Here is a 24,274-nt window from a genome sequence, read left to right as displayed (position 1 = left end):
ATCACATCCGCTGCGCTCGTTCTATTCTTTTAATTGCCGCATTATCGTGCTGATCAAAGGACGATGAAATGCTTCATCTCCACCTGATACAGAGTTGTAACACAGTTCAAATGCGTCCTATTGTCCAAAATCGCCTCAGATCATGACGTTTGTTCACTAACAGATCACTATAATATTGACGTTTACGTAAATGTAAATGGTTTTTAAACAGGCATGCCCGAAAGCCCTTGCCAAAGCTTCTGCAATTTGCGACCTCAGAACTGTAAACAAGCCTAAAACCGGAACAATCGTGTGTCAGACACTGCAATCACAGCCAATTGGGAAGATCTGATTCGCTTCTATGCGGAAGCCGGCGTGGATTCCGCGCTGAGTGATGCACCAATTGACCGTTTTGCAGAGGCTGCAACACTGGCAGCTGCACAGCCGAAACGCACAGCCCAGCCTGATAATTCTATGCGCAATGCCACATCTGCACAGGCAGGTGGCATGCAGTCTCAGGCACGCAGTGATGCACCGCAAGCAAACCGTACGCAGCAAAAGCCGCAGGCCGCAGCATCTGTGCCTGCACAGGCTGCTATTGCACCGGAAGTTTTGCTGGAAGATGCCCGCAAGCTTGCCCGCAGCGCTGCCAGCCTTGATGACCTGCAACAGGCAATGGCCGGTTTTGACGGCTGCCGCCTGAAATTCACCGCCAAGAATATCTGCTTTGCTGACGGGACTGCTGATGCAGAACTGATGGTGATCGGTGACACGCCGGGGCGTGATGATGATCTGGAAGGTATTCCCTTCTCCGGCCCTGCAGGGCAGATGCTCAACCGCATCCTTGCCGCTATTAATCTGACGCGCGAACAAGCCTATCTGGCCAATACATTGCCATGGCGTCCGCCGGGTAATCGCCCTGCGACACCGCTGGAACTGGACTTATGCCGCCCGTTTCTTGACCGGCAGATTGAACTGGTTGCACCTAAAGTGATTGTTGCACTGGGTGATCCTGCTGCCAAAGCCCTGACCGGCTCCCGTGAGCCGATTTATAAATTGCGCGGTAACTGGCACAGTCTCACGACTGCCGGAGAGCAGAGCGTTGCGATTATGCCAAGCCTGCATCCGGATTATTTGCTACGCACACCGGCTCAAAAACGCTTCGCATGGGAAGACTGGCTGATGGTCAAAATGCGTCTGGCCGAGAATGCCGTTTGACCAGAGCATAATTCCTTAAACTTGGATCAGTTTGAGGTAAAATTATGCTCTCATTTTAAAGTGTTAGAGCGAGTTTTGTGTGCCAAGTCTGGCACACGGCGCTCTAGAGCATTTCACAGTCAAGCTGGATCAACTTGACGCCCGTGATAATGCGACCAAATAAAGAATCTAGAGCGAGCGCTATAATCCAGTCTGGACGCAAACCGCTCTAGCTGCATCACCAGTTTAAATGCGACATAAACATCCGTGAAAAAGAATTTCATTCCCGACTAAAAATGCCAGTATCCCTGCATTGTTTTTTACAATAAAGCGTCGCTGAATATTTTCGCATTTACGATAGCCTGCTCTTGCAGGTTCAGTGTCCGGATAAATCCATGCCAGCTCAGTTGTTGCCGATTACAGCGCTTCTTTTCAGTACGCTTCTGATGCTTATGGCCGGTGGTCTGGCAGGTCTGCTGCTGCCGATCCGCGCCGGTATGGAAGGCTGGTCAACCATTACAATCGGCTGGATGGGGACATTCTATTCCCTCGCCTTTACAGCGGGCTGTCTGGTGGTGCCGATCTTCGTGCGCAATGTCGGGCATGTTCGCGTCTTTACCGTTTTGCTGACCATTCTCGGCATGTCGCTTCTGCTGCATTCGCTGATTATCGACCCGATCGCATGGATGGCCTTTCGCGGGCTGGCCGGTTTCTCTTTGGCAGGCGGCTATATGGTGGTGGAAAGCTGGCTGAATGAGCGCGTCAATAATGACAGCCGCGGCATGATCTTCTCGGTCTATATGATCACCACCATGGTCGGCACCATGTCCGGCCAATATATTCTGCCTTTTGGTGATCCTTCCACGCAGACCCTGTTTATCATCTGCACCCTGATTTACAGCTTCGCTCTGATCCCGACCGCCCTGTCGCGCGCGGAGTCGCCGAAGCCGCTGACACAGGTTTCGCTGGATATTAAAGGCCTGTATAAGCGCTCTCCCGCAGCTGTTGTCGGCTCACTTGTGTCCGGCATTATTGCCGGTGCGTGGAATATTCTGGCGCCGATTTACGGCCAGATGAATGGTCTCGATAATTTAAGCATCGCGACAATGCTGGTTACAGCGATGATCGGCGGAGCGATTTTTCAGTATCCGCTGGGGCGTTTTTCGGATTTTGTCGACCGCCGTTATGTCATGGTGCTGAGCGGTATTATCGGCGTTATTCTGTCTCTGGGTCTGATGCTGTTTTCACCGGCAGACGGCCTGAGCGGCTATATGGTCATTTTCCTGATGGGGGCGGTGTTGTTTCCGATTTACAGCCTCAATGTCGCTCATGCCAATGACTATGCGGAAGCCAATGAGTTCGTTAAAATTTCCGGCGGCTTGCTGATTGTTTATGGCATCGGCAATATGATTGGCCCGCAGATTGCCGCGCGGATGATGGAGAGCTTCGGCAAGACCGGTATGCCGGTAACGCTGATTATCTGTTTTGCAGCCTATGGGCTGCATGCTTTATGGCGCATCAGCCTGCGCGAACGCCCTGCCATCAGCGATCAGAAAACCGAATTCAAATATCAGGCGACCAAGAATATCAATACGCCTGAAAGCTATCAGATGGATCCGCGCAGCGATGTGCCGGAGGAAGAAACAGAAGAAAACCCAGCAGAAAACAGTTCAACTGAAAACATCAAGGACTAGAGCGTCGGACGCCCCGTTGGGCGCACAAAGGTCGCTCTAACACTTTAAAAGTAGAGCATAGTTTTACCTTAAACTGATCCAAATTTAAGGAATTATGCTCTAAGTTTTTCAGTTCCTTCTCAGTTTTCTGCCTGACAATTTATGCTCGCGGAAAATGATGAAAATACCCGCGCCAATCACAATTGTGCTGCCGATCAGCATCGGCAGTGTCGGCACATCGCCAAAAACCACATAACCGATACCAAGACCGAGCAACATGGATGTATATTCAAACGGAGCGATGGTGGACATATCCGCGTGACGGTAACATTCAGTCAAGAAAATCTGCGCAATGCCGCCTGCAAAGCCCGCTGCAATCAACAGCGCCAGCTGCCACCATTGCGGCACGACCCAGCCGAAAGGCATTGTAAATAATGCAATTACCGTTGAGGTGATCGAGAAATAGATCACAATCGTTGCGGTACGCTCACGCTTCACCAGTTTGCGCACCAGCATCATGGCAACGGCCGATGACAAAGCCCCGATCAGCGCAAAGACCGCACCGACCGCCTCGCCATGGCTCACACCACCGCCGGAAAACAGGCTGAGACGCGGCCAGACAATAATCAGCACACCGACAAAGCCGATCAGCACCGCGCTCCAGCGATAAATGCGCACCTGTTCTTTCAGGAAAATTGCGCTCAGCACCACGATCATCAGCGGGGATGCGTAATTGATGGCAATGCTTTCCGGCAGAGGCAGCAAGGTCAGCGCATAGAACCCGCTGAGCATGGACATAACTCCGACAAGCCCGCGCCAGATATGGCCGAAAATATCCGAGGTCTGCATCGCGCCCTGCAGCTGATGCGTATAGGCCAGATAGATCACAACCGGAAAAATCGCAAAGAACGAGCGGAAGAACACCAGTTCTCCCGCAGGTATGCCTTCTGCGGATTTCAGCAGTGTCGACATCAGCACAAAAATGAAGACAGATGTAACTTTGCAGGCAATACCAAGCAATGGCCTTGGTTCATCTGCAGCGGCGGGTGTATCTGCCAAAGGCAGATGGCGCTCAGGGGCATTCACAATGAAAATTCCTTAACTGCCGTCAAATCCGGTACGGCAGACTCCCTCTTTTTATATGCAAACACCATAGCTGGTTGAAGGTAGTTTGCTACCCCTATTTGTAGAATTTTCGGGAAATTCCAAAAACTTTATCAGCCCTGAAAACCATACTGATCGTGCTGGCGAAACGGGCGCTTCATATTATCATTTGAAACAATCACAGGAATTTCTCGTCACAGGCGGTTTCACCCGTCCACGAAATGTTTTAGCTTCATATCCATATGTTTTAAGTCAGTTCAGGAGCAGTTATGCGTACCGATACAGGTCATGTCTTTCGCCTCGAAGATTACCGCCCGTCAGATTACCTGATACGCAAAACCGAGCTGGATTATCAGCTTGATCCGGAAAAAACCATTGTCACAGCCCGCCTGACGATTGAGCGCCGCGACGGTGTTTCCCTCACCGCGCCGCTGATACTGGACGGCGATGAGCTGGAACTGGTGAGCCTGCAGATCAATGACCAGCCGGTCAGCGATTATACCCCAACGCCGGAACTGCTGACCATCCGCTCCCTGCCGCAACAGAGCGCGTTTACGCTGGAGATTGTCACAAGGATCAACCCGGCAACCAACCGGCAGCTGATGGGGCTTTATCGTTCCAGCAATGTCTATACGACCCAATGTGAAGCGGAAGGGTTTCGCCGCATAACCTATTTCCCCGACCGGCCGGATGTTCTCTCGGTCTATACGGTTCGTCTTGAGGCAGACAAACAGGCTGCGCCAATTCTGCTCTCCAACGGCAATCTTGAAGCAAGCGGCGATCTCGCCAATGGCCGTCATTATGCGCTGTGGCATGACCCGCACCCCAAGCCGTCATATCTTTTTGCGCTGGTTGCCGGTGATCTCGGGTCGATCAGCGATCAGTTCACCACAATGTCCGGCAGGCAAGTCGCGCTGAATATCTATGTCGAGCACGGCAATGAAGACCGCGCGACCTATGCAATGGATGCGCTGAAACGCTCCATGCGCTGGGATGAAGAAGTCTATGGCCGCGAATATGATCTCGATATTTTCAACATCGTTGCCGTGTCCGATTTCAATATGGGCGCAATGGAGAATAAAGGCCTGAATATCTTTAACGATAAATATGTTCTCGCTGATCCGCAGACGGCCACTGATACGGATTATGCCGGTATCGAAGCGGTGATTGCTCATGAATATTTCCACAACTGGACGGGCAACCGCATTACCTGCCGTGACTGGTTTCAGCTTTGCCTGAAAGAAGGCCTGACCGTTTATCGCGACCACGAATTTTCCAGTGACATGCGCTCCCGCGCTGTTCATCGTATTGACGAGGTGAAAATCCTCAAAGCACAGCAATTTCCGGAAGATGGTGGCCCGTTGGCGCATCCGGTACGGCCGAAAGAATATCGCGAGATCAATAATTTCTACACGGCAACCGTTTATGAAAAAGGCAGTGAGCTGATCCGTATGTTGCGCACCATTATTGGTGATGCATCTTTCTATAAAGGACTTGATCTCTATTTCAGCCGCCATGATGGTGAAGCTGCGACGATTGAAGATTTCATCAAATGTTTTGAGGATGTGACCGGTCGCTCCTTCGCCCATTTTGCGCTGTGGTACGATCAGGCAGGTACACCGCTTGTGACTGTCAGCAGTGACTATGATGCCGCAAGCCGGAGCCTGCGCCTCACTTTGGCGCAAAAGACGGATCCGACACCGGGCCAGAGCCATAAGCAGCCTATGCATATTCCGGTCAAATTCGGGCTGATCGGTGCCGATGGCAAAGATATCGCTGTTACTTCCCATGAGGGTGCAGGACTTGAAGGCGATGTCCTGCATCTGCGGGAAGCATCACAAAGCTGGACATTCCACAATATTGCTGAAAAGCCGGTTCTCTCGCTGTTGCGCGGTTTCTCCGCGCCGGTGCATCTCAGCCAGCAACTGAGCCGTGGGGAGCAGCTGTTTCTTGCCCGTCATGACAGTGATGCTTTTGGCCGCTGGCAGGTCATTCATCAGCTGATGAGCACTGCCATTATGAGCAATGTTGAAAAACTGCGGCTGCAGGAGCCGGTCGCATTTGATCCGGCACTGGCAGAATTATTGGCTGAACTGGTGCAGGATGAGACACTGGATCACGCTTTCCGCGCGCTGTGTCTGTCCCTGCCGGAAGAAGCGGATATTGCCCGCGAGCTTGGCAGCAATATTGATCCTGATCTGATCCGCAGCAGCAGAGAAGCACTGCTCTCCGTGATTGCCGCGCAGAATGCTGCGCTGTTCGCCAAAACCTATGCGAGCCTGCAAGACAAAGCAGCTTTCACACCGGATGCGGAAGGTGCAGGAAAACGCGCGCTCAAAGCAGTCTTGCTGAGCTATCTTGCAGCCTCGGATAACGACCCTGCGCGTGTCTATGCCCAGTTCAATGACGCTGACAATATGACAGACAAAATTGCGGCTCTGACCTTGCTGGTGCATCGCTTTTACGGTCATGACAATGCGACACAGGCCTTGGCACAGTTTGAAAAAGACTATGGCAATGTACCGCTGGCAATGGACAAGTGGTTTGGTGTGCAGGCGCGCCGCCCTGCTCCTGATGCGCTGGAAACTGTGCAGCAACTGATGCAGCATCCGCTGTTCTCGCTCGACAATCCTAACAGAACACGCGCTTTGCTTGGTGCTTTTGCAGCAGGCAATCCGACCGGCTTCAACCGGCCGGACGGCAAAACCTATGCGTTTTTCACCAATCTGATCCTGACAATCGACCGTGAAAATCCGCAATTGGCGTCGCGCCTGCTGACCAGCCTGCGCTCATGGAAAACGCTGGAACCGGCACGCCGCGACCACCTGAAAACAGCACTGGAAACCATCGCTCAGGCTGAAAACCTCTCAGCTGATGTGCGTGATATTACAGAACGCATGCTGGCCTGACAAAAGACGGGTGCGGAATCTCAATCAGAACTTCCGCACTCGTCTTCTGCATTTCAGGAAACGCTTTAAAAAGAACACAATGTTTTACGATAAAGACTGAACAGCAGTGTATTTCTGAATCAAATCAGAATCATGCAGCACTGACCTCACGTGTCACCTTCCGAAAACTGATCGAATCACCTTCGAATCGGCGCAGGTTTTTTATTAATTATTAATTAAAAGCACTGGACACAGCGAATCACATTTGATTCATTAGGGTTATTCGGATTTCTCACCCCGAATCACTTCAAAAGCAACCACTCAGATGAGGGCCACAGGATGGCAAATACCGACGCGTACCGCGCGCCGAATGGTGTCCGTTACACCTCAGAAAGACAAAGCCAGCGCAAGCGTTTCAAGCTTTCCGGCTATGTTTATCTGTTGTCGGGCCCTGCCTACCGCAAGCTCCTTTCCCTTGAGCCGTTGCTGCGCCGCGTCGTGCCGGTGCTGATTATTGCTTTTCTGATTATTCTCGCCGGTGCGCGCATGTTGTCGCTGCTCAATCAGCGTGACGAGATCGAAAGCGATGCCCGCCACCAAATGGCGCTGACTGCCGCGCATGTCGCTTCGAAGCTGCAAAAACAGATTGAATCTGTACCGCCTGCGGACAGCGACGGTGACTATAGTTCCATCCAGAATTTACTGGTTGAACTGCGTTCGCAGGGCTTGATTAATGCAGGTCATGAACTTGCCATTCTCGATGAAAACTCAAAGATCGTTGCCGCTCTGAGCGGCCGTCAGTTGCTCGGCATTCAGGCCGAGACGCTGTTCACCGAAGCACAGCCGCTCTTGATGTTTGGCAGCCGCGCCGGTGTATTGCCTGTCAAATATCGCAGTGAAGCTGCTTTTGCAGCCGCTGAAAAGGTTGAACCGCAGAATGTGCAGGCTGCTGCGGCCGGTGCCTTTTCTGTTCTGACTTTCAACACTGAAAAAGCAATTTTTAAAGACTGGCGACAGGTTCTCTCGCTGAATATTACGCTGTTTGCTGCGACCGCCGGCGTGTTGCTGGCTATTCTTTACGCTTATTTTTCTCAGGCAGCGCGTGCCCGCGATGCCGATGATTTTTCCCATCAAATTCAGAAGCGGATTGATCTGGCACTGGCGCGCGGTCGTTGCGGTCTCTGGGACTGGGATATGGCGCGCGGACGCATGTACTGGTCGCGCTCAATGTATGAAATGCTCGGCTATGAAGCGGTAGACAGTGTGCTGTCCTTCGGCGATGTAGCCGCGATTGTTAATCCGGTGGATGGTGATCTCTACGAAATCGCCACGCAGGTAATGTCCGGCGAATTGCGTCAGGTCGACAAAGTGCTGCGTATGCGCCATGCCGACGGCTATTGGGTGTGGATGCGCGTACGTGCGGAAATCGCCAATGAAGGTGATGTGCATCTGGTTGGTATTGCTTTTGACGTCAGCGAACAGCACCGCTTTGCGCAGGCGACAGCAGAAGCCGATCTGCGCATCCGTGAGGCGATTGAAAGCATTTCCGAGGCTTTCGTTCTCTGGGATGCCGAGAGCCGTCTGGTGATGTCAAACGGCAAATATAATGAATATGCTGGCCTGCCTGCTACAGCTCTGAAAGCCGGTGTAACCCGCGAAGATATTCAACCGCTGCTGCGTCCTGCCGCCTTTGAACGCCGCATGGCCAATGAAAATGACCGCAGTGGTGCGCAGACTTTCGAGCGCCAGCTTGGCGATGGCCGCTGGCTGCAGGTCAACGAACGCCGCACACAGGACGGTGGTCTGGTATCGGTTGGTACAGACATTACCCAGCTGAAGCTGCATCAGGAACGTCTGGTGGATAGTGAGCGCCGTCTGATGGCGACCATTCAGGATCTGAGCCTTGCCCGTAAAGCGGAGAAAGACCGCGTGCGCGAGCTGTCAGAACTGGCCTCCAAATATGCGACAGAAAAGGAACGTGCGGAAAGCGCGAACCGTGCCAAGTCCGAATTCCTTGCCAATATGTCCCATGAATTGCGCACACCGCTCAATGCGATTATCGGTTTCTCCGAAATGATCTCGGCAGGCACATTCGGCCCGCTCGGCTCCGAGCGTTATGCGGAATATATTCACGACATTCATACCAGCGGCAATTATCTGCTCAATGTTATCAATGACATTCTCGATATGTCGAAGATTGAAGCCGGTCATTTCTCTCTGGATCGCGAAGAGATTGATCTCTATCCGTTGATTGAAGAAACCGTGCGCGTGATCTCTCTACAGGCAGAGCAGAAGCATATTGCGGTTGAAACCAGCATTGCCGACACGATCACCGCCAGCGCTGACCGCCGTGCGATCAAGCAGGTGCTGATTAATCTTCTGTCCAATGCGGTGAAATTTACCGGTGATGGCGGCCGCATTCTGGTGCGCGCCCGCAAGACCAATGGTGCGCTGATCCTCACCATCAAGGATACCGGCTGCGGTATTCCGCGCGACGCGCTGAAGAAGCTCGGTCATCCGTTTGAACAGGTGGAAAACCAGTTCACCAAGACCCATACAGGCTCCGGCCTTGGTCTTGCTATCTCACGCTCATTGGCTGAGTTGCATAATGGTGCCCTGCGCATCTGCTCGACAGAAGGTGTGGGCACCATTGTTTCCGTGCGTATTCCTGACCGCGTTGTGCCTGCCGGTACAAACCAGATCAGCAATGATGTTGCCGCGTGAGATCAGCCTTTAAGCAATTGTTTAAAGGCTTTTGACACGGTATCTGTCGTCTGATCCAGCTGATGTTCGACATGGGCAATATCCGGCAATTCAGCAGCGCGGCACAGCAATTCCAGCAAGCCCGGCAGGTAATCCTCCCGCCCCGTATTATCATCAACACACAGTCGAATGATCTGCGTGAGATTGCTGTAGAAATGATGGGCTGTGGCCAGTTCCTCGGCCAGTGCAGGACTGGAAAAATCCGGCTTCAGATGACGCAAGTTTAGCTCTGTGGAAGTGTGACGGGTCTCTGTCGCCACCTGCCCTGTCAGCACTGCGAACTGGGCGATAAATTCCAGATCAATCAAACCGCCGGAACGTAGTTTCAAATCCCAATTGTCACGCGGCGGTTTTTCACTGGCAATCAGCGCACGCATATCGGTCATTTCCTTAGCAGTCTTTTTGACCTCTGAAGGAATGGCGAGAATAGCATCGACCTCCGCATCAATCTCGTCGCGGAAGGACTGGTCACCGGCAATGGCGCGGGCACGGGTCAGCGCCATATGTTCCCATACCCATGCATCATTGCGCTGATATTTTCCGAAAGCCTCGATATGGGTTGCCACCGGCCCTTTATTGCCGCTTGGGCGCAGGCGCATATCCACTTCATAAAGCACGCCTTCGGCCATAGGCGCGGACAATGCCGCGATCAGGCGCTGTGTCAGACGGATATAATATTGCGATGCGGCAAGCTGCTTCTCACCGTCCGAATAGTCAGCATCCGCATCGTGATCATAGAGCAGGATGATATCAATATCGGAACCGGCGGTGAGTTCGCGGCTTCCCAGTTTTCCCATGGCCAACACTGCAATGCGACCACCGGCAATCTGGCCATGGCGGATGGTGAATTCTTTCATCACCGCACTCAGCGCACGATCGATCATCAGCTCGGCCAGATCAGAGAAAGCCCTGCCCGCACGCACACCGTCAATCGCACCGGTCAGCAAGCGAATGCCGATCAGAAACCGCTGTTCGGCCGCAAAAATACGCAAACGATCGAGCGTTTCTTCATAAGGTTCATCATGGGTGAGGAAAGTATCCAACCGCTCTTCGAGATAGCTGCGCGTTGGCAATTCGGAGAAAATGCGCGGGTCCAGCATACCGTCAAAGACATGCGGCTTACGGGTGATAATTTCGGCCAGACGCGGTGCCGCGCTCATCACCAGTACCAACAGATTAAGTAGCGCCGGATTGGACTGCAACAGGCTGAAAAGCTGAATACCCGACGGCAAACCTTGTAGAAAACCATCAAACCGCAACAGAGCATCATCGGCACGCTCAGTTGCTGCAAAAGCATTCAGCAAGGCGGGTGTGAGTTCGGTTAAGCGTTCACGTGCTTCTGCCGTTTGCGTTGCGCGATAACGGCCGAAATGCCATGTGCGGATGATCCGGCAAATATCACTCGGACGCTCAAAACCAAGCTGTGACAAAGTTTGCAGCGTATCAGGGTCGTCCGTCTCGCCGGTAAAGACCAGATTGCCGCCACTGCTGCCAAGTTCCGGCGCTTGCTCAAACAATGCCGCATAATGCTTTTCAACAGTGCGCAGAACGGCCAAAAACTCCGCTGTGAAGCTTTCATTATCCGGATAGCCCATCATCGAAGCGATGCGGCTGAAACCCTCATCATCCTCCGGCAGAATATGCGTCTGTTCATCAGCCACCATCTGAATACGGTGCTCAACATTGCGCAGAAACTGATAATTGCGGCTCAGCTGATCGCGGGCATTTTCACCCACCCAGCCACGCTCGTAGAGCTTGGTCAGCATCGCCAGCGTTTGCGAGCCGCGCAATTCAGGAAAGCGCCCGCCTGCAATCAGCTGCTGGGTCTGAACGAAAAACTCGATCTCGCGGATACCGCCGCGCCCGAGTTTCACATTATGGCCGCGCACAGCAATATCACCATGACCGCGATGCGCATGGATTTGACGCTTGATCGAATGAATATCGGCAATCGCCGCATAATCGAGATATTTGCGCCAGACATAGGGCGCGAGTTCTTTGATAAATTGCTCGCCCGAAGCGATATCACCGGCGACAGGGCGCGCTTTAATCATCGCCGCGCGTTCCCAGTTCTGGCCGCGCCCCTCATAATAATGCAGTGCTGCGCTCACCGGAATAGCCAGCGGCGTTGCTCCGGGGTCAGGGCGCAGACGCAAATCCACACGGAAGACATAACCGTCCGCCGTTCTGTCCTGCAAAATCTTGACCAGCCGCCGCGCCATGCGTGAGAACAGATCAACACATTCGTAAGGGTCGGTAATGGCCGGACGATCACTGTCGATAAAAATAATCAGATCAATATCGGAAGAATAATTCAGCTCCCTTGCGCCGAACTTCCCCATACCAAGCACAATCAGCCCGCTGTCTTTTTCAGGATTATTGCGATCCGGCAATGCCAGCTTGCCTTTTGCATCGCTTTCAAGCAGCAGGAATTGTACGGCAGCGCGTAGGCTGGCCTCTGCGAGATCACTCAGGCGATCGGTGGTCTGCATCACATCAGCAAAGCCTGCCAGATCATCCAGTGCAATCAGCACATGAGCTGTTTTCTTGAGACGGCGCAGTTCCGTCATCAAGCGATTTTCCGTCATTTCCGGATCAATACCCAGAGCAGAAATCTGCTCCAAGGTCTTTGCCAGCAGTACATCAAGTGGTGCAGTAAACAGGCTTTCCAGAATTTCAGGACAGGTTTCTGTCACTTCCCTCAGGAAAGATGAGCAATCGAGAATTGCTGATAAAAATCCGGTTTCATCTGCGGTTTCAAGATAGCGGCTCAGAGCACTGCATCCGCGCTCCGCCGCCGCTCTTGTTAAATTTTGCAGGTAAATCTTTGCCTGTTGCGGATCGGGAACTGTCAGAGATTTCAGCGAACTATCAAAAAACAAAACACCGGTCATGCTGCAATTCCACCCCCAGAGCATTTCCCGTTTCATTTAAAACAGAAGAAATGCTCTGTCCCTTTGTTGCCGCGCATCTTATCCGAAAACCGCTACGCACTTTTCGGGATGCATTCCTGTTTCCACACGCATCTTATCCGAAAACCGCTACGCACTTTTCGGGATGCGCTGTAGATTCCTACCTGATTACTGTTTTGTCTCAGGCAGGGCAGGAAAAGCAAGAACAACCCGCAGTCCCGGTGAATTATCTTCAAGCATCAGACTGCCGCCATGCAGTTTCATCACCGCTTTTGCCAGACTGAGACCAAGACCGGAGCCCGGTTGCGTGCGGCTTTCCTCAAGGCGCACAAAACGCTCTGTCGCCTGTTCGCGCATTGCCTCTGGAATACCCGCGCCTTGATCGGCAACGCTGATTAATATCTGATCGCCCTCTTGCTTCATCGCCACAGTGATCTTTGTCCGGTTTTCACCGCCCTCATCCGCAACCGGTGAATATTTGATCGCATTATCAATCAGATTGGAAATGGTCTGGCCAACCAATTCACGATTGATCCGCAGGCTGATGTCCGCACCGGCTTCAACAACAAGCTCCAGCCCCGCATCCTCCGCAACCGGTTCATAAAGCTCTGCCACATCATGCAGGATCGGATTAACCGGCAGCACTTCCATATTCTCGGATGAGTAACCGGCCTCAAGGCGCGAAATCATCAGGATTGCATTGAACGTACGGATCAGCTGATCGGATTCGGCAATAATATCTTCCAGAGCGGCACGATACTCCGTGTTGTCCTTCTGGCCGGAAAGTGTGGCTTCCGCCTTATTACGTAGTCTCGTCAGCGGCGTTTTCAGATCATGGGCGATATTGTCCGAGACATGTTTCAGCCCGTCATTCAGTTCTTCAATCCGTCCCAGCATGGCGTTCAGATTGATCGACAGCCGGTCAAATTCATCACCGGAACCGCTAACCGGCAGACGTTCACCCAGATCACCGGCCATAATGCGTTGTGAGGAACTGGACACCTGTTTGAGACGTAACAACGCCCTGCGACCGACAAAATACCAGATCAGGAAAGCGCCAATTCCCATGATGCCCAGCGCCAGCACCAAAGCACGGCGCATAATATCGCGGAACAGCTCCGGCTCACTCAGATCGCGGCCGATCAGAACGCGCATACCATTCGGGATAGCGAAGACAATGGCAATTGCCTTGTGTTTCTCGGCATTACCCTGTTCGCCATAGCGCATATAGGTGAATGGCCGGTCAGACATGCCGCTAATATCCAGCACGCCCGGCTCAAGACTCTCCACATTGCCGGAGAGAATACGCCCTGCAGGATCAGAAATCAGATATAGAAAAGCACCGGGCTGGCGGGAGCGCCGGTCAATCGTGCGCACCAGCAGCGGAATACCACCGCGCTCATAAGACTGCGTGACGCTTGTCACTTCATCGAGCAATGCTTTTTGTGTTTGCGCAGTCAGAAAATTGACCGACAGGTTGGTCATATAGAAAAACAGCGCCATTGCACTGAGCAGAAACAGCAACAAATATAAAGCCGACAGCCGGACGGCTGTCGTGCTCAGCAAGGCGCTCAGCCGGTTCATCATTGGCTGTCCGCCACTTTGGATTTGGCTGCGGATGTTCCCGCCTTCAGCATATAACCGGCTCCGCGCACGGTATGCAGTAAAGGCTCGTCAAAATCTTTTTCGATTTTGGAGCGCAGGCGCGAGATATGGACATCGATCACATTGGTTTGCGGGTCGAAGTGATAATCCCAGACATTCTCCAGCAGCATCGTGCGGGTTACCACCTGTCCCGCATGACGCATCAGATATTCCAGCAGGCGAAATTCGCGCGGCTGTAAATTGATCTCGGTACCGGCACGGCGTGCCGTATGGGAAAGACGGTCGAGTTCCAGATCACCAACGCGGTAAACTGTGTCTGCCTCTTTCGGGCTGACACGGCGCTGCAAAACCTCAACCCGCGCCAGCAGCTCCGAGAATGCATAAGGCTTGGTGAGATAATCATCACCGCCTGCACGCAGACCTGTCACACGGTCATCCACCTGCCCCAGAGCTGAAAGAATAAGCGCCGGTGTGGTTTGCCCCTGTGCGCGTAATCCGGCAATGACAGAAAGCCCGTCACGCTTCGGCAGCATCCGGTCAATAATCAGCACGTCATAATGATTATTCTCTGCCAGCGTATAGCCGGTTTCGCCATCACCGGCGACATCAGCAATATGTCCGGCTTCAGCAAATGCTTTTTCCAGATACCGTGCCGCTTCGCGGTCATCTTCAATAATCAAAATACGCATCAGCAACCCTCAAAGCAGAGTGTAAATGTTTGAAAAGGCGGCACTGTTCAAGCACCGCCTTTTCTTATTTCAACCTATCAGAACAGATCAGCCCTGATCAACCGGCAGAGCAACAAAGCTGTTCTGGCCATTACGCTGAACCTGCAGCAGAACTGCCTTGCGTCCGTTTTTCACAGCATCTTTAATCGCTGCGTTAATGTCAGATGCGGATTTCACATCCTTATTATTCACGGTCACTATTGTATCGCCTGCGCGCATGCCCTTGTCAGCTGCATCGCTGTCCGGATCAACATCGGTTACAACAACGCCTTTGCCGCTGTCATCCGGTGTGACTGTGAGGCCGTAATCATCAAGGGTTTCACTCTCGCCAGAAGATGTAGCAGCGCTCTTGTCGCCCTGTTTCTGGTCATCCGGATAGGCTTTGATTTCAATACTGACAGTCTCAGCCTTGCCTTTGCGCCAGATCGTCAGGCTGGCTTTTTCGCCCGGATTGATCGCAGCAACTTTCTTAGCCAGATCACGCGGATCTTTCACGGTCTCATCATTCACTGCCGTAATCACATCACCGGCAACGATACCCGCTTTAGCGGCAGGACCGTCAGCCTGAGGTTCGGCAACGATTGCGCCTTTATCTTCTGCAAGACCGAGCGAATCTGCGATTTCCTTGGTCACCGGCTGAATTTGCACACCGATCCAGCCGCGCTCAACCGAGCCCTTCTTAATCAGCTGATCCACAACCTTGCTTGCAGTTGATGCCGGAATTGCAAAGGCAATACCAACACTGCCGCCCGATGGCGAGAAGATTGCGGTGTTAATACCGACAACCTTACCGGTCAGATCAAAAGCAGGGCCGCCGGAGTTACCTTTGTTTACCGCCGCATCAATCTGGATGAAGTCATCGTAAGGGCCTGCACCGATATCACGGCCACGGGCAGAAACAATACCGGCAGTCACAGTACCGCCAAGGCCGAACGGATTACCTACGGCGACAACCCAGTCCCCGACTTTGACAGTGCTGTCATCATCAAAAGCAACGTAAGTGAATTTGCGCTTGTCATCGACTTTCAGCACGGCAAGGTCTGTACGGGCATCAGTGCCGATCAGCTTGGCGTCAAGTTCGGTGCCGTCATCCATCACAACGGAGAATGAATCACCGTCTGTCACAACGTGGTTATTGGTGACGACATAGCCGTCTTCAGAAATGAAGAAGCCTGAGCCCTGAGCAAACGGACGGGCATGGCCGCGATCACCGCGCTTCTGGCGCTTATTCGGGCGTGCCTGTTCGCCATCAGGACCATAAGGATTACCGAATTCTTTGAAGAAGCGCTTCAGAGGATGGCCGTCCGGCAACTGGTCAAGACCATTACCGCCAAAATACTGGGTGCGATCATTGCGTGTGTTCTGCACATCGCTTTTCACGCGCACACTCACAACGGCAGGGCGAACTTTTTCAACCAGTTCAGAAAAACCAGGCTGAGCCTGAGCAGTCACGCTGACCGGAGCTGCCTGCGCAGACGAGATTGATGCCAGAGGGCCAGTCGCCAGAATTGTACCGGCCAGAGCGGCGGACAAGAAAATGCGGGTCAGCGGACGACGGGAAGATGACTTAATATCAGACATAAAATATCTCCTGAGAGGGCAGATAACCAGCTAAAGATTATCAACTATTCCTCACAAGAGATAGCTTACCGAACATTACCGGATAATTTCTGAAACATGAATTTTTCGTAAGGTTACGAAATTCCGGTTATTTGCCGTCCAGAAGATTTTGAAGACGTTGTTTTTCCTCGTCATTCAGCGGAACGATCTGTGGCTGTGTGCTACCGGCCTTACGTCGTGAAAACCAGATAGTGCTGATACCAATAATCAGAATAATGACAGGGAAACTCCACAGGATGATTGTCTGCTTGTCGAGACGCGGCTTGAGAAGCACGAACTCGCCATAACGCGACACCAGAAAATCAATAACCTGTTCGTCGCTGTCGCCCTGTACCAGACGCTCACGCACCAGCAAACGCAGGTCACGCGCCAGATCGGCATCGGAATCATCAATCGACTGGTTCTGACACACCATGCAACGCAAACCGGCAGACAGATCACGTGCACGTTTTTCAAGCACAGGATCAGCCAGAATTTCATCCGGATTTACCGCCCATGCCTTCTGAACATTTGCAGTCAGAATACTACCGGCGGCGATGCTCACAGCAATAAGCAAGATGCAGAAGGAACGGCTGCACAGATTTTTCAACAGGCTCATCATGCCACCCCGCTTACTGCTTTCACCGTCTTTTTAGCTCTGGCCGGAGCACCGACACGCAGACGTCTGTCCATCAGAGACAAGAGCCCGCCAAGAACCATAGCAACCGTACCAAGCCAGATCAGCGTGACCGATGGTTTCCACCAGAGGCGCACGACCATGCCGCCATTTTCCAGAGCATCACCCAGTGCAACATAATACTGATTAACACCACGGGTCAGAATACCGGCTTCAGTTGTCGGCATATTACGCGCCGGATAGAAGCGCTTTGCAGCCATAACATTGCCGATTGTATTGCCGCTGCTGTCGAGCAGAGAGAACAGCCCCTGATCTTCCGTATAGTTTGAACCGGCAAAAGGCTGCTGCGCATCATAACGTAACTGATAACCGGAGAAAGCAACCGTTTCCCCCTGCTTCATGGTGACAACCTGTTCCGTACCGAAACTGGTTACAATCACGATACCCAGCAAGGTAATGCCAAGCCCCATATGCGCCAGAGCAGTGCCGAATACCGAACGCGGCAGCCCCAGCAAGCGCGGGAATGCCCGCGAAAGCTCAACTTTGCCAAAACCGGCTTTGGTCACGATATCCATCAGGCTGCCAAGAATAACCCACAGACCCAGACCAATACCGAAAGCAGCCCAGACAGCGCGCGGATCAATCAGAATAAGAACCAGTCCCACGCTCAGGAGACACAGGCCGAAAACCCACATCAGACGCTGTGCCACCGCATAGAGATCGCCGCGTTTCCATGCCAGCAGCGGGCCGAATGGTACGGCTGCCAGCAAGGGGATCATCAGCGGGCCGAAAGTCATATTGAAAAACGGAGCGCCGACGGAAATCTTGGTTCCGGTCATTGCCTCAAGCAAAAGCGGATAAAGCGTACCGATCAGCACAGTTGCCGTCGCCGTGCTCAGGAACAGATTGTTGAGCACCAGCGCACCTTCACGCGAAACCGGCTGGAACATTGTTCCGGTCGTCAATGTCTGTGCACGCAAGGCAAATAGCGCCAGTGAACCGCCGATGAAGAACACCAGAATAGCGAGAATGAACAAGCCGCGTCCCGGATCGGTGGCAAAGCTGTGTACCGAAGTCAGCACGCCCGAGCGCACAAGGAATGCCCCAAGCAATGACAGCGAGAATGTCAGCAGAGCCAGCAAAATCGTCCAGATTTTCAAAGCGCCGCGTTTTTCCATCACAATTGCGGAATGCAGAAGCGCAGTACCGATCAGCCATGGCATGAAAGATGCGTTTTCAACCGGATCCCAGAACCACCAGCCGCCCCAGCCCAGTTCATAATAAGCCCAGTAAGAGCCCATTGAGATACCGCCGGTCAGAAAAATCCACGCGGTCAGCGTCCAAGGCCGTACCCAGCGTGCCCATGCGGCATCAATGCGACCGTCAATCAGCGCAGCAACAGCAAAGGAAAAACAAACTGAAAAGCCGACATAGCCGAGATAAAGCATTGGCGGATGAATGGCGAGGCCGATATCCTGCAGGATAGGATTGAGATCCTGTCCTTCAATCGGTGCCGGAATAATCCGGATAAACGGATTGGATGTGAAAAGAATGAAGCTTAAGAATGCCGTCGCAATCCATCCCTGCACAGCCAGAACATTTGCCCGCAATGTGTTCGGAAGATTACTGCCAAAGACTGCAACCAGCGCACTGAAAAATGTCAGGATCAGCACCCAGAGCATCATCGAGCCTTCGTGATTGCCCCAAACACCGGTAATTTTAAACAGTAAAGGCTTCAGCGAGTGGGAGTTTTCAACCACATTAAGCACTGAGAAATCAGAAGTAACATAGGCATGGACCAGCATTGCCGACGATAACAGAACCAATGCAAACACGGCCGCAGAACAAGGTTCTGCAACGCTCATCAATCGGGAATCATTCCGTTTTGCTCCGATGATCGGCAAAAAGGACTGCACCAAGGCCAAAGCCAGTGCCAGTACCAGTGCGAAATGTCCGATTTCAACGCTCATTCTATTTATCCTGCCTGTTGAATATTGCGCATCCGAAACACGCAATATTCAGCTTTTGGAATGGGAGTTTCAAACACAGCCTGCTTAAGAGCAGCTTAGTTCTCTTCCCAGACACCTTTTTCTTTCAGACTGTCTGCAACATCTTTCGGCATGTAATTTTCGTCATGCTTTGCCAGAACATTATCTGCGATAAAAACACCATCGGGTGTAAAACGGCCTTCTGCGACAACGCCCTGCCCCTCACGGAACAGATCAGGCAAAATGCCTTCATAGGTGACAGTCACCTGTTTCAGCGTGTCTGTGACGGCAAATTGCACATGCTTATCCGCGCCGCGCACTACAGAGCCGGCCTCAACCAGACCACCAAGACGGAAACGCGCACCCGATGCAATATCTTCTGCCGTTACATCATCAGGCGTACGGAAATAGCGAATATCCTGACTGAAGGCGATCAGCACCAGACCAATAGCCAGCGCCAAAACGGCCATGGCGCCGGAGATCAAAATCAGACGCTTGCGTTTGCGGTTGCGCATAACCTGTGAAACCCGCGGCGTGTGGTTTTCTGCAGAGGGTGATGCCGATAACTGACTATGGGTCACTTCTGAACTCCCGTCGTATCCAGTCCTAACCGGGAGGCGACCTGTGTAAGACGCTTCCGGTCATTTTCCGGCAGAACTTTAACAGCTTTTCGCAAAGCTTCGGCAGCATTATCACGCTCACCAAGCACGACATATGCGCGCAGCAAACGCTCCCAGCCATCAATATCCGTCGGGTTATCTTGTAGTTTTGCAGCCAGACCATCCACCATGGAACGGATCATATCTTTCCGCCCCTGCTCACTCAGGGCGGCAGCAGCCTCTACATCTTCAGCTGTCGGACCTGGTGCCTGAACTGCCGGTGTCTGCGTAGCCTGCGACGGTGCAGCTGAAGGAGCCGCGCCGCCTGATTTCAGATTGGCAATCGTCTGCTCAATATCAGCGCGCCATTGTGCATCTTCAGGTGATGTATTGAGAATGATCTGCAAGACATTGATTGCATCATCCCGCTTACCGGCCTGCAGCAATGCCCGTGCTTTCATCAAAGGCGGACGCATGTCGGACGGTTCGATTGTTCCGGCTTTCTCGAAGAGAGCAAGAGCCTCTTCAGTGACCTGCCCGTTGGCTTTAATCGTCAGGGCTTCCCCGAGACCGATCAGACGATCAACATCATCACCAAGCAGTTCCAGAGCCTTGCGGTAGGCATTAATGGCATCGTCAACGCGGCCAATGCGCAGATAAATCGGCGCAAGTATCGCCCAGCCACGGCCATCATCCGGCGTCTTTGCCAAATGCGCTTCGGCCTGTGCGATCAGTTCGGCTGCGCTTTTATCCTGAATCATTGTGTTTTTGCGTTCAGCCAGTGGCTGCGCAGGCAGATCAGGCGTACCGATTGCAGCATAAACACCCCAGCTGACTGCCGGAATAAACAATAAGACAAGAATAATCGCCCAACGGTCACTTGCGCTGAACAGATATTTCTTTTCAGCAGCGCCCACAGCTTTGCCTTCAACACCTGCAGCCGCATCCGTCATACGACGGTCATTCTTAAGAATACGACGGGATATTTCGAGTCGCGCCTGTTCAGCCGACTGCTCATCCAGCAGGCCACGCGCCAGATCGGAATCAATCTCTTTCAGCTGCTGAATATAAACCGAGCGGTCTTCCTCGCCCTCAGCCACGGACACGGTGTCTTTTCGTGTCAGAGGCAACATGACGATAAGAATTGCAGCGAAAGTTAAAAGTGCAGAAACAAGCCAGAAATCCATGACCGGAGACTTAATCTACCTGCCCGGTAAAACCAACTGCCTGTTGGCAAATTATCAGGGTATAGGTCATTTGGCCGCAAAGCTGTCCGGCAGTTCAGTTCTGTGCAAAACCTGCCTTATTTAAGTTTTGCACAGAGGCTAAATCAGGTCAGCGGTGTCCAGCTACCATCATCATTACGACAGGCAGTGCCACGCACCAGCTGAGGTGCTCCGTCAACGGTAAAACTATGGCTATATTGCCTGCAATTCTGGGAACCGACCTGATATGGCTGCGCAGCAGTTACCTCGCCGGACGCTTTGCCAGAACGCCCCTTCCATGAAACCGCTTCACCTTTCGGTGCATATTCCAGCGCTTTATATTCCGCCTCGATTGCCGATCTGCGGTCAGACGCTGCGAGCTGCGAACCGGCAGTGCCCAGAATACCATTTCCCATCGGCGCCAGCACCGCATTGCTGACCGATCCTCCGGCCAGCGGATTTCGGGATGGCGAACCTGATGTTGAAGCGTTCAATGTGGAGCAGGCTGTCAGAGCAAACAGCGGAAGAATAAAAGTAAGTTTACGCAATGTACCTACGGAAGACGACTTCATGAGCAATTTAACATCCTGTCAGCAACGCTTTGCAGAGCATTATGACTGCTGAAAGCACACTCTGCAATCATTCCCTTGACATCTCAACACAAAACAAAATCAGGAATAACGCGCCTGACTGCGGTCATTTATACCTGAAACCGGCTAAAAGCAAAGCTCAGCTTAAAACTGCAGGCAAAGTAATCTGCACGGCAAGACCACCCAAAGATGCCTTACTCAGCCCCAAAGTCCCGCCATATTCCCTGACCGTATCCTGAACAATTGCCAGTCCCAAACCTGTACCGGGCTTGCTTTCATCAATGCGCTTCCCACGTTTCAGCGCTTCAGCCATTTTATCCGCAGGTAGACCTTCTCCGTCATCCTCGATCAGGATTTCAAACTGATTGCTTGCCCCTTCACCTGCATCCGGTTTCTGAGCGGCTCGCAGCGACAGATGAATTTTTGAACGCCCCCATTTGGCCGCGTTTTCCATAATATTTCCGACGATTTCTTCGAGATCTTCTTTTTCACCGGCAAAGATTGCAGCGGGAAACTGATTGGAAAATGTAACCTTCAAATGCGGATTAAGCTTAGCCGTCACACGAATCATGCGCTCAAGCACCGGTGTGACCGGAGCCCTGAACACAACACTGTCCCGCTGGGCTGCAACGCGTGCACGCTGCAAATAATGCTGGATCTGCACCTGCATTGCATCACTCTGCTCTATCACCAACTGCCCCTGACGGCCGCCAATATTGCGGCCTTCATTCATCAGCACAGAAAGCGGCGTTTTCAGAGAATGCGCGAGATTGCCCACCTGCGTCCGCGACCGCTCCACAATACGGTGGTTATTTTCTATCAGGGCATTCATTTCCTGCGCGAGCGGTGCGATTTCCAAAGGCAAGTCCGCATCAACACGATTGCTTCTTCCCTCACGGATATCCGCCAATGTGCGACGCACATGATCCAGCGGCCGTAAACCGAACAGAATAATTGCCGCATTAATCAGAATACTGCCAAGGCCGAACAGCCCCAGATAGATATAAAGCCGGTTGCGGAAATCGCTGATTTCTTCTTTCACCTCATTCAGATTACCCATCACGCGGAAACGGGCAATTTTATCCGTACTGTCGAGAACAACCTCTGTTTCAACGACAGAAAGATCCTCGCCTGTGCTGGTTTGCACGACATAACTGCGCATGAATGACTGGTCGAAAGGTGCTTCAGAAACCGACTTTACAGGAATTATTTTTGAGCCCAATGAAACCGAGCCCAGATGCCCGCGCACACTTGCAGACACAGGATCAACCGACCAATACCAGCCTGAATCAGCGCTGGCATAGCGTATTTCACCAAGCTCCGGCTTACCGTAAAGCTCGCCCTCCGGCGTCAGACTGACCGCCCCGACGAGACTATAAAGATGTGCGGATAAAAGGCTTTGAAAACTGCGCTCTGCCGCATCCCGATAGAGTGACTGAATGAGCGTGGCAACGACAACAAGGGCAATAATAACCCATAATGTTGACAGCGTTACCACACGCAGTGCCAGCGAGCGCAAACCGAGAGCAAAGACTTTCCCGGAAAACAACGGCATCTCAGTCTTTACTGCCATCATTATTGTCAGAGCGGATGCGATATCCCATACCGCGAACGGTCTCGATCATATCCACGCCCATCTTCTTGCGCAGACGTCCGACAAAAACCTCGATCGTATTGGAATCGCGGTCGAAATCCTGATCGTATAGATGCTCCACCAGTTCTGTACGGGAAATCACTTCATCCATATGGTGCATGAGATAAGACAAAAGCCGGAACTCATGAGAGGTCAGCTTCAAAGCTGCACCGTCAACCGTTGCTTTGGATGCCTTTGTATCCAGCACAAGTTTACCGCTGACAATTTCCGATGAAGCATGGCCAGCCGCACGGCGGATCAGAGCGCGCAACCGCGCCAGAACTTCTTCAATGTGAAATGGTTTCGCCACATAATCATCAGCACCGGCATCAATACCGGCAACCTTGTCACTCCAGCGGTCACGCGCTGTCAGCATCAGCACCGGCATGGAACGGCCTTCACGGCGCCAGCGCTCTACAACACTGATCCCATCCATTTGCGGCAGGCCGATATCCAGTATCACCGCATCATAAGGTTCAGTATCGCCGAGAAAATGGCCTTCTTCGCCGTCAAAAGCACAATCGACCACATAGTCTGCATCACGGAGAGCTTCAGCCAGCTGACGGTTAAGATCCTTATCATCTTCAACAATCAGAATTCTCATCAGCAAACCTTTTCAGTCTTTCGGAGCGATAATACAGCGTGCCGTCTGCCATGCAGACAGCATCTGTTTTTACAGCACATTACAAGAATGAGCAAACGGGAGAATTACAAGTCAGTGTCCGGTAAGTTACAGGCGAAACTTTAAAGCTTCCGCTTTATTTGGCCGGTACTGCAACTTCCACACGGCGCGGACGTTCACCGTCACGTCCGGGTACCAGCACAACCACAATACAGACCGGCGCGCCGTTCTGAACAGCAGCTGTTGCTTTGGTCAGCGTACCGCCCTGCTGTGCAGCAACCTGCTGTCCGATGGCAGCACAATCACCGGCAACGCGAATGATATGCGGCTGCGCCTGTTGCAAACCGGCAGGTACGTGCCGTTGCAAGCCTGCGGCGCCCGCAGATGGAACAATGCTTGTAAAAACTGCTGCGGTCATACCGGTGAGCAGAGTAAAAGCAGCGAAAAATGTGCGAACTGGTTTCTGTGTCATCATAACGCTCACTTTAACGCCTCTTACCTGAATGTTGAATGAACAATCTTGTGTCTCAAACAAACGGTACTCATCCGGAG

General features: G+C 52.4%; 17 protein-coding genes. 4 read left to right on the top strand and 13 right to left on the bottom strand.

Annotated elements, in window-relative coordinates; translation table 11 throughout:
* Positions 1-291: 291 nt before the first annotated feature.
* Both JNC80_RS10435 and JNC80_RS10430 read left to right on the top strand, forming a co-directional pair.
* Positions 292-1,197: a uracil-DNA glycosylase gene (locus tag JNC80_RS10435; protein WP_376710278.1), complete on the top strand. Its 906-nt coding sequence runs from the start codon at positions 292-294 to the stop codon at positions 1,195-1,197.
* Between the two features lie 374 nt (positions 1,198-1,571).
* Positions 1,572-2,870 carry an MFS transporter gene (locus JNC80_RS10430; RefSeq protein ID WP_376710277.1) on the top strand — a complete coding sequence of 433 codons (1,299 nt, stop codon included), beginning with the start codon at positions 1,572-1,574 and terminating at the stop codon, positions 2,868-2,870.
* A 108-nt stretch (positions 2,871-2,978) separates the two neighbouring features.
* On the opposite strand, the gene JNC80_RS10425 is transcribed toward JNC80_RS10430, so the two are convergent.
* The gene (locus JNC80_RS10425; RefSeq protein ID WP_075654813.1) at positions 2,979-3,908 is read right to left on the bottom strand and encodes a DMT family transporter; all 930 of its coding nucleotides are present in this window, start codon (positions 3,906-3,908) and stop codon (positions 2,979-2,981) included.
* A 314-nt stretch (positions 3,909-4,222) separates the two neighbouring features.
* Between JNC80_RS10425 and pepN the strand changes: the two genes are divergently transcribed.
* A complete protein-coding gene (gene pepN, locus JNC80_RS10420) occupies positions 4,223-6,862 on the top strand; it encodes an aminopeptidase N (RefSeq protein ID WP_376710276.1) in 2,640 nt (879 codons plus the stop codon).
* A 318-nt stretch (positions 6,863-7,180) separates the two neighbouring features.
* Positions 7,181-9,565, top strand: a complete 2,385-nt coding sequence (locus tag JNC80_RS10415; protein WP_376710275.1) for a PAS domain-containing sensor histidine kinase — start codon at positions 7,181-7,183, stop codon at positions 9,563-9,565.
* Between the two features lie 2 nt (positions 9,566-9,567).
* Here the strand turns inward: JNC80_RS10415 and JNC80_RS10410 are convergent, their stop codons facing one another.
* From JNC80_RS10410 to JNC80_RS10355, 12 genes are all read right to left on the bottom strand, one after another.
* Positions 9,568-12,498 carry a bifunctional [glutamine synthetase] adenylyltransferase/[glutamine synthetase]-adenylyl-L-tyrosine phosphorylase gene (locus JNC80_RS10410; RefSeq protein ID WP_376710274.1) on the bottom strand — a complete coding sequence of 977 codons (2,931 nt, stop codon included), beginning with the start codon at positions 12,496-12,498 and terminating at the stop codon, positions 9,568-9,570.
* Between the two features lie 186 nt (positions 12,499-12,684).
* Positions 12,685-14,103 carry a sensor histidine kinase gene (locus tag JNC80_RS10405; RefSeq protein WP_376710273.1) on the bottom strand — a complete coding sequence of 473 codons (1,419 nt, stop codon included), beginning with the start codon at positions 14,101-14,103 and terminating at the stop codon, positions 12,685-12,687.
* Complete coding sequence (locus JNC80_RS10400; RefSeq protein ID WP_022709997.1) at positions 14,100-14,810, bottom strand: response regulator transcription factor; 711 nt, start codon at positions 14,808-14,810, stop codon at positions 14,100-14,102. The genes JNC80_RS10405 and JNC80_RS10400 overlap by 4 nt, the downstream gene beginning before the upstream one ends.
* An 87-nt stretch (positions 14,811-14,897) precedes the next feature.
* On the bottom strand, positions 14,898-16,430 hold the full coding sequence (locus JNC80_RS10395) for a Do family serine endopeptidase (protein WP_022709998.1): 1,533 nt from the start codon (positions 16,428-16,430) through the stop codon (positions 14,898-14,900).
* A gap of 127 nt (positions 16,431-16,557) precedes the next feature.
* Complete coding sequence (locus JNC80_RS10390; RefSeq protein ID WP_376710272.1) at positions 16,558-17,067, bottom strand: cytochrome c-type biogenesis protein; 510 nt, start codon at positions 17,065-17,067, stop codon at positions 16,558-16,560.
* The gene (locus JNC80_RS10385) at positions 17,067-19,055 is read right to left on the bottom strand and encodes a heme lyase CcmF/NrfE family subunit (RefSeq protein WP_376710271.1); all 1,989 of its coding nucleotides are present in this window, start codon (positions 19,053-19,055) and stop codon (positions 17,067-17,069) included. The genes JNC80_RS10390 and JNC80_RS10385 overlap by 1 nt, the downstream gene beginning before the upstream one ends.
* A gap of 95 nt (positions 19,056-19,150) precedes the next feature.
* Positions 19,151-19,588: a cytochrome c maturation protein CcmE gene (ccmE, locus tag JNC80_RS10380; protein ID WP_376710389.1), complete on the bottom strand. Its 438-nt coding sequence runs from the start codon at positions 19,586-19,588 to the stop codon at positions 19,151-19,153.
* Positions 19,589-19,650: 62 nt separating this feature from the next.
* A complete protein-coding gene (gene ccmI, locus JNC80_RS10375; RefSeq protein ID WP_376710270.1) occupies positions 19,651-20,859 on the bottom strand; it encodes a c-type cytochrome biogenesis protein CcmI in 1,209 nt (402 codons plus the stop codon).
* A gap of 143 nt (positions 20,860-21,002) precedes the next feature.
* Positions 21,003-21,449 (bottom strand): RT0821/Lpp0805 family surface protein, encoded by a 447-nt coding sequence (locus tag JNC80_RS10370; protein ID WP_220159327.1) that lies wholly within the window; start codon positions 21,447-21,449, stop codon positions 21,003-21,005.
* A 157-nt stretch (positions 21,450-21,606) separates the two neighbouring features.
* Positions 21,607-22,935, bottom strand: a complete 1,329-nt coding sequence (locus tag JNC80_RS10365) for an ATP-binding protein (protein WP_151158930.1) — start codon at positions 22,933-22,935, stop codon at positions 21,607-21,609.
* A gap of 88 nt (positions 22,936-23,023) precedes the next feature.
* On the bottom strand, positions 23,024-23,704 hold the full coding sequence (locus JNC80_RS10360; protein ID WP_022710005.1) for a response regulator transcription factor: 681 nt from the start codon (positions 23,702-23,704) through the stop codon (positions 23,024-23,026).
* Between the two features lie 154 nt (positions 23,705-23,858).
* The gene (locus tag JNC80_RS10355; protein ID WP_306401681.1) at positions 23,859-24,194 is read right to left on the bottom strand and encodes a hypothetical protein; all 336 of its coding nucleotides are present in this window, start codon (positions 24,192-24,194) and stop codon (positions 23,859-23,861) included.
* Between the last annotated feature and the right edge of the window lie 80 nt (positions 24,195-24,274).

Origin of the sequence: Pseudochrobactrum lubricantis, from assembly GCF_041929865.1 — a bacterium.
Taxonomy (GTDB): Bacteria; Pseudomonadota; Alphaproteobacteria; order Rhizobiales; family Rhizobiaceae; genus Pseudochrobactrum; species Pseudochrobactrum saccharolyticum.
The sequence above is the reverse complement of the archived record's forward strand: the minus strand, read 5'-3'. Positions and strand labels throughout refer to the sequence as shown.

What these genes read in the sequence shown, in the direction of transcription:
- JNC80_RS10430 (WP_376710277.1), top strand. Translation starts at nt 1,572, where the DNA reads ATGCCAGCTCAGTTGTTGCCGATTACAGCGCTTCTTTTCAGTACGCTT.
- pepN (WP_376710276.1), top strand. Translation starts at nt 4,223, where the DNA reads ATGCGTACCGATACAGGTCATGTCTTTCGCCTCGAAGATTACCGCCCG.
- JNC80_RS10415 (WP_376710275.1), top strand. Translation starts at nt 7,181, where the DNA reads ATGGCAAATACCGACGCGTACCGCGCGCCGAATGGTGTCCGTTACACC.
- JNC80_RS10410 (WP_376710274.1), bottom strand. Translation starts at nt 12,498, where the DNA reads ATGACCGGTGTTTTGTTTTTTGATAGTTCGCTGAAATCTCTGACAGTT.
- JNC80_RS10405 (WP_376710273.1), bottom strand. Translation starts at nt 14,103, where the DNA reads ATGATGAACCGGCTGAGCGCCTTGCTGAGCACGACAGCCGTCCGGCTG.
- JNC80_RS10400 (WP_022709997.1), bottom strand. Translation starts at nt 14,810, where the DNA reads ATGCGTATTTTGATTATTGAAGATGACCGCGAAGCGGCACGGTATCTG.
- JNC80_RS10395 (WP_022709998.1), bottom strand. Translation starts at nt 16,430, where the DNA reads ATGTCTGATATTAAGTCATCTTCCCGTCGTCCGCTGACCCGCATTTTC.
- JNC80_RS10390 (WP_376710272.1), bottom strand. Translation starts at nt 17,067, where the DNA reads ATGAGCCTGTTGAAAAATCTGTGCAGCCGTTCCTTCTGCATCTTGCTT.
- JNC80_RS10385 (WP_376710271.1), bottom strand. Translation starts at nt 19,055, where the DNA reads ATGAGCGTTGAAATCGGACATTTCGCACTGGTACTGGCACTGGCTTTG.
- ccmE (WP_376710389.1), bottom strand. Translation starts at nt 19,588, where the DNA reads ATGCGCAACCGCAAACGCAAGCGTCTGATTTTGATCTCCGGCGCCATG.
- ccmI (WP_376710270.1), bottom strand. Translation starts at nt 20,859, where the DNA reads ATGGATTTCTGGCTTGTTTCTGCACTTTTAACTTTCGCTGCAATTCTT.
- JNC80_RS10370 (WP_220159327.1), bottom strand. Translation starts at nt 21,449, where the DNA reads ATGAAGTCGTCTTCCGTAGGTACATTGCGTAAACTTACTTTTATTCTT.
- JNC80_RS10360 (WP_022710005.1), bottom strand. Translation starts at nt 23,704, where the DNA reads ATGAGAATTCTGATTGTTGAAGATGATAAGGATCTTAACCGTCAGCTG.
- JNC80_RS10355 (WP_306401681.1), bottom strand. Translation starts at nt 24,194, where the DNA reads ATGACACAGAAACCAGTTCGCACATTTTTCGCTGCTTTTACTCTGCTC.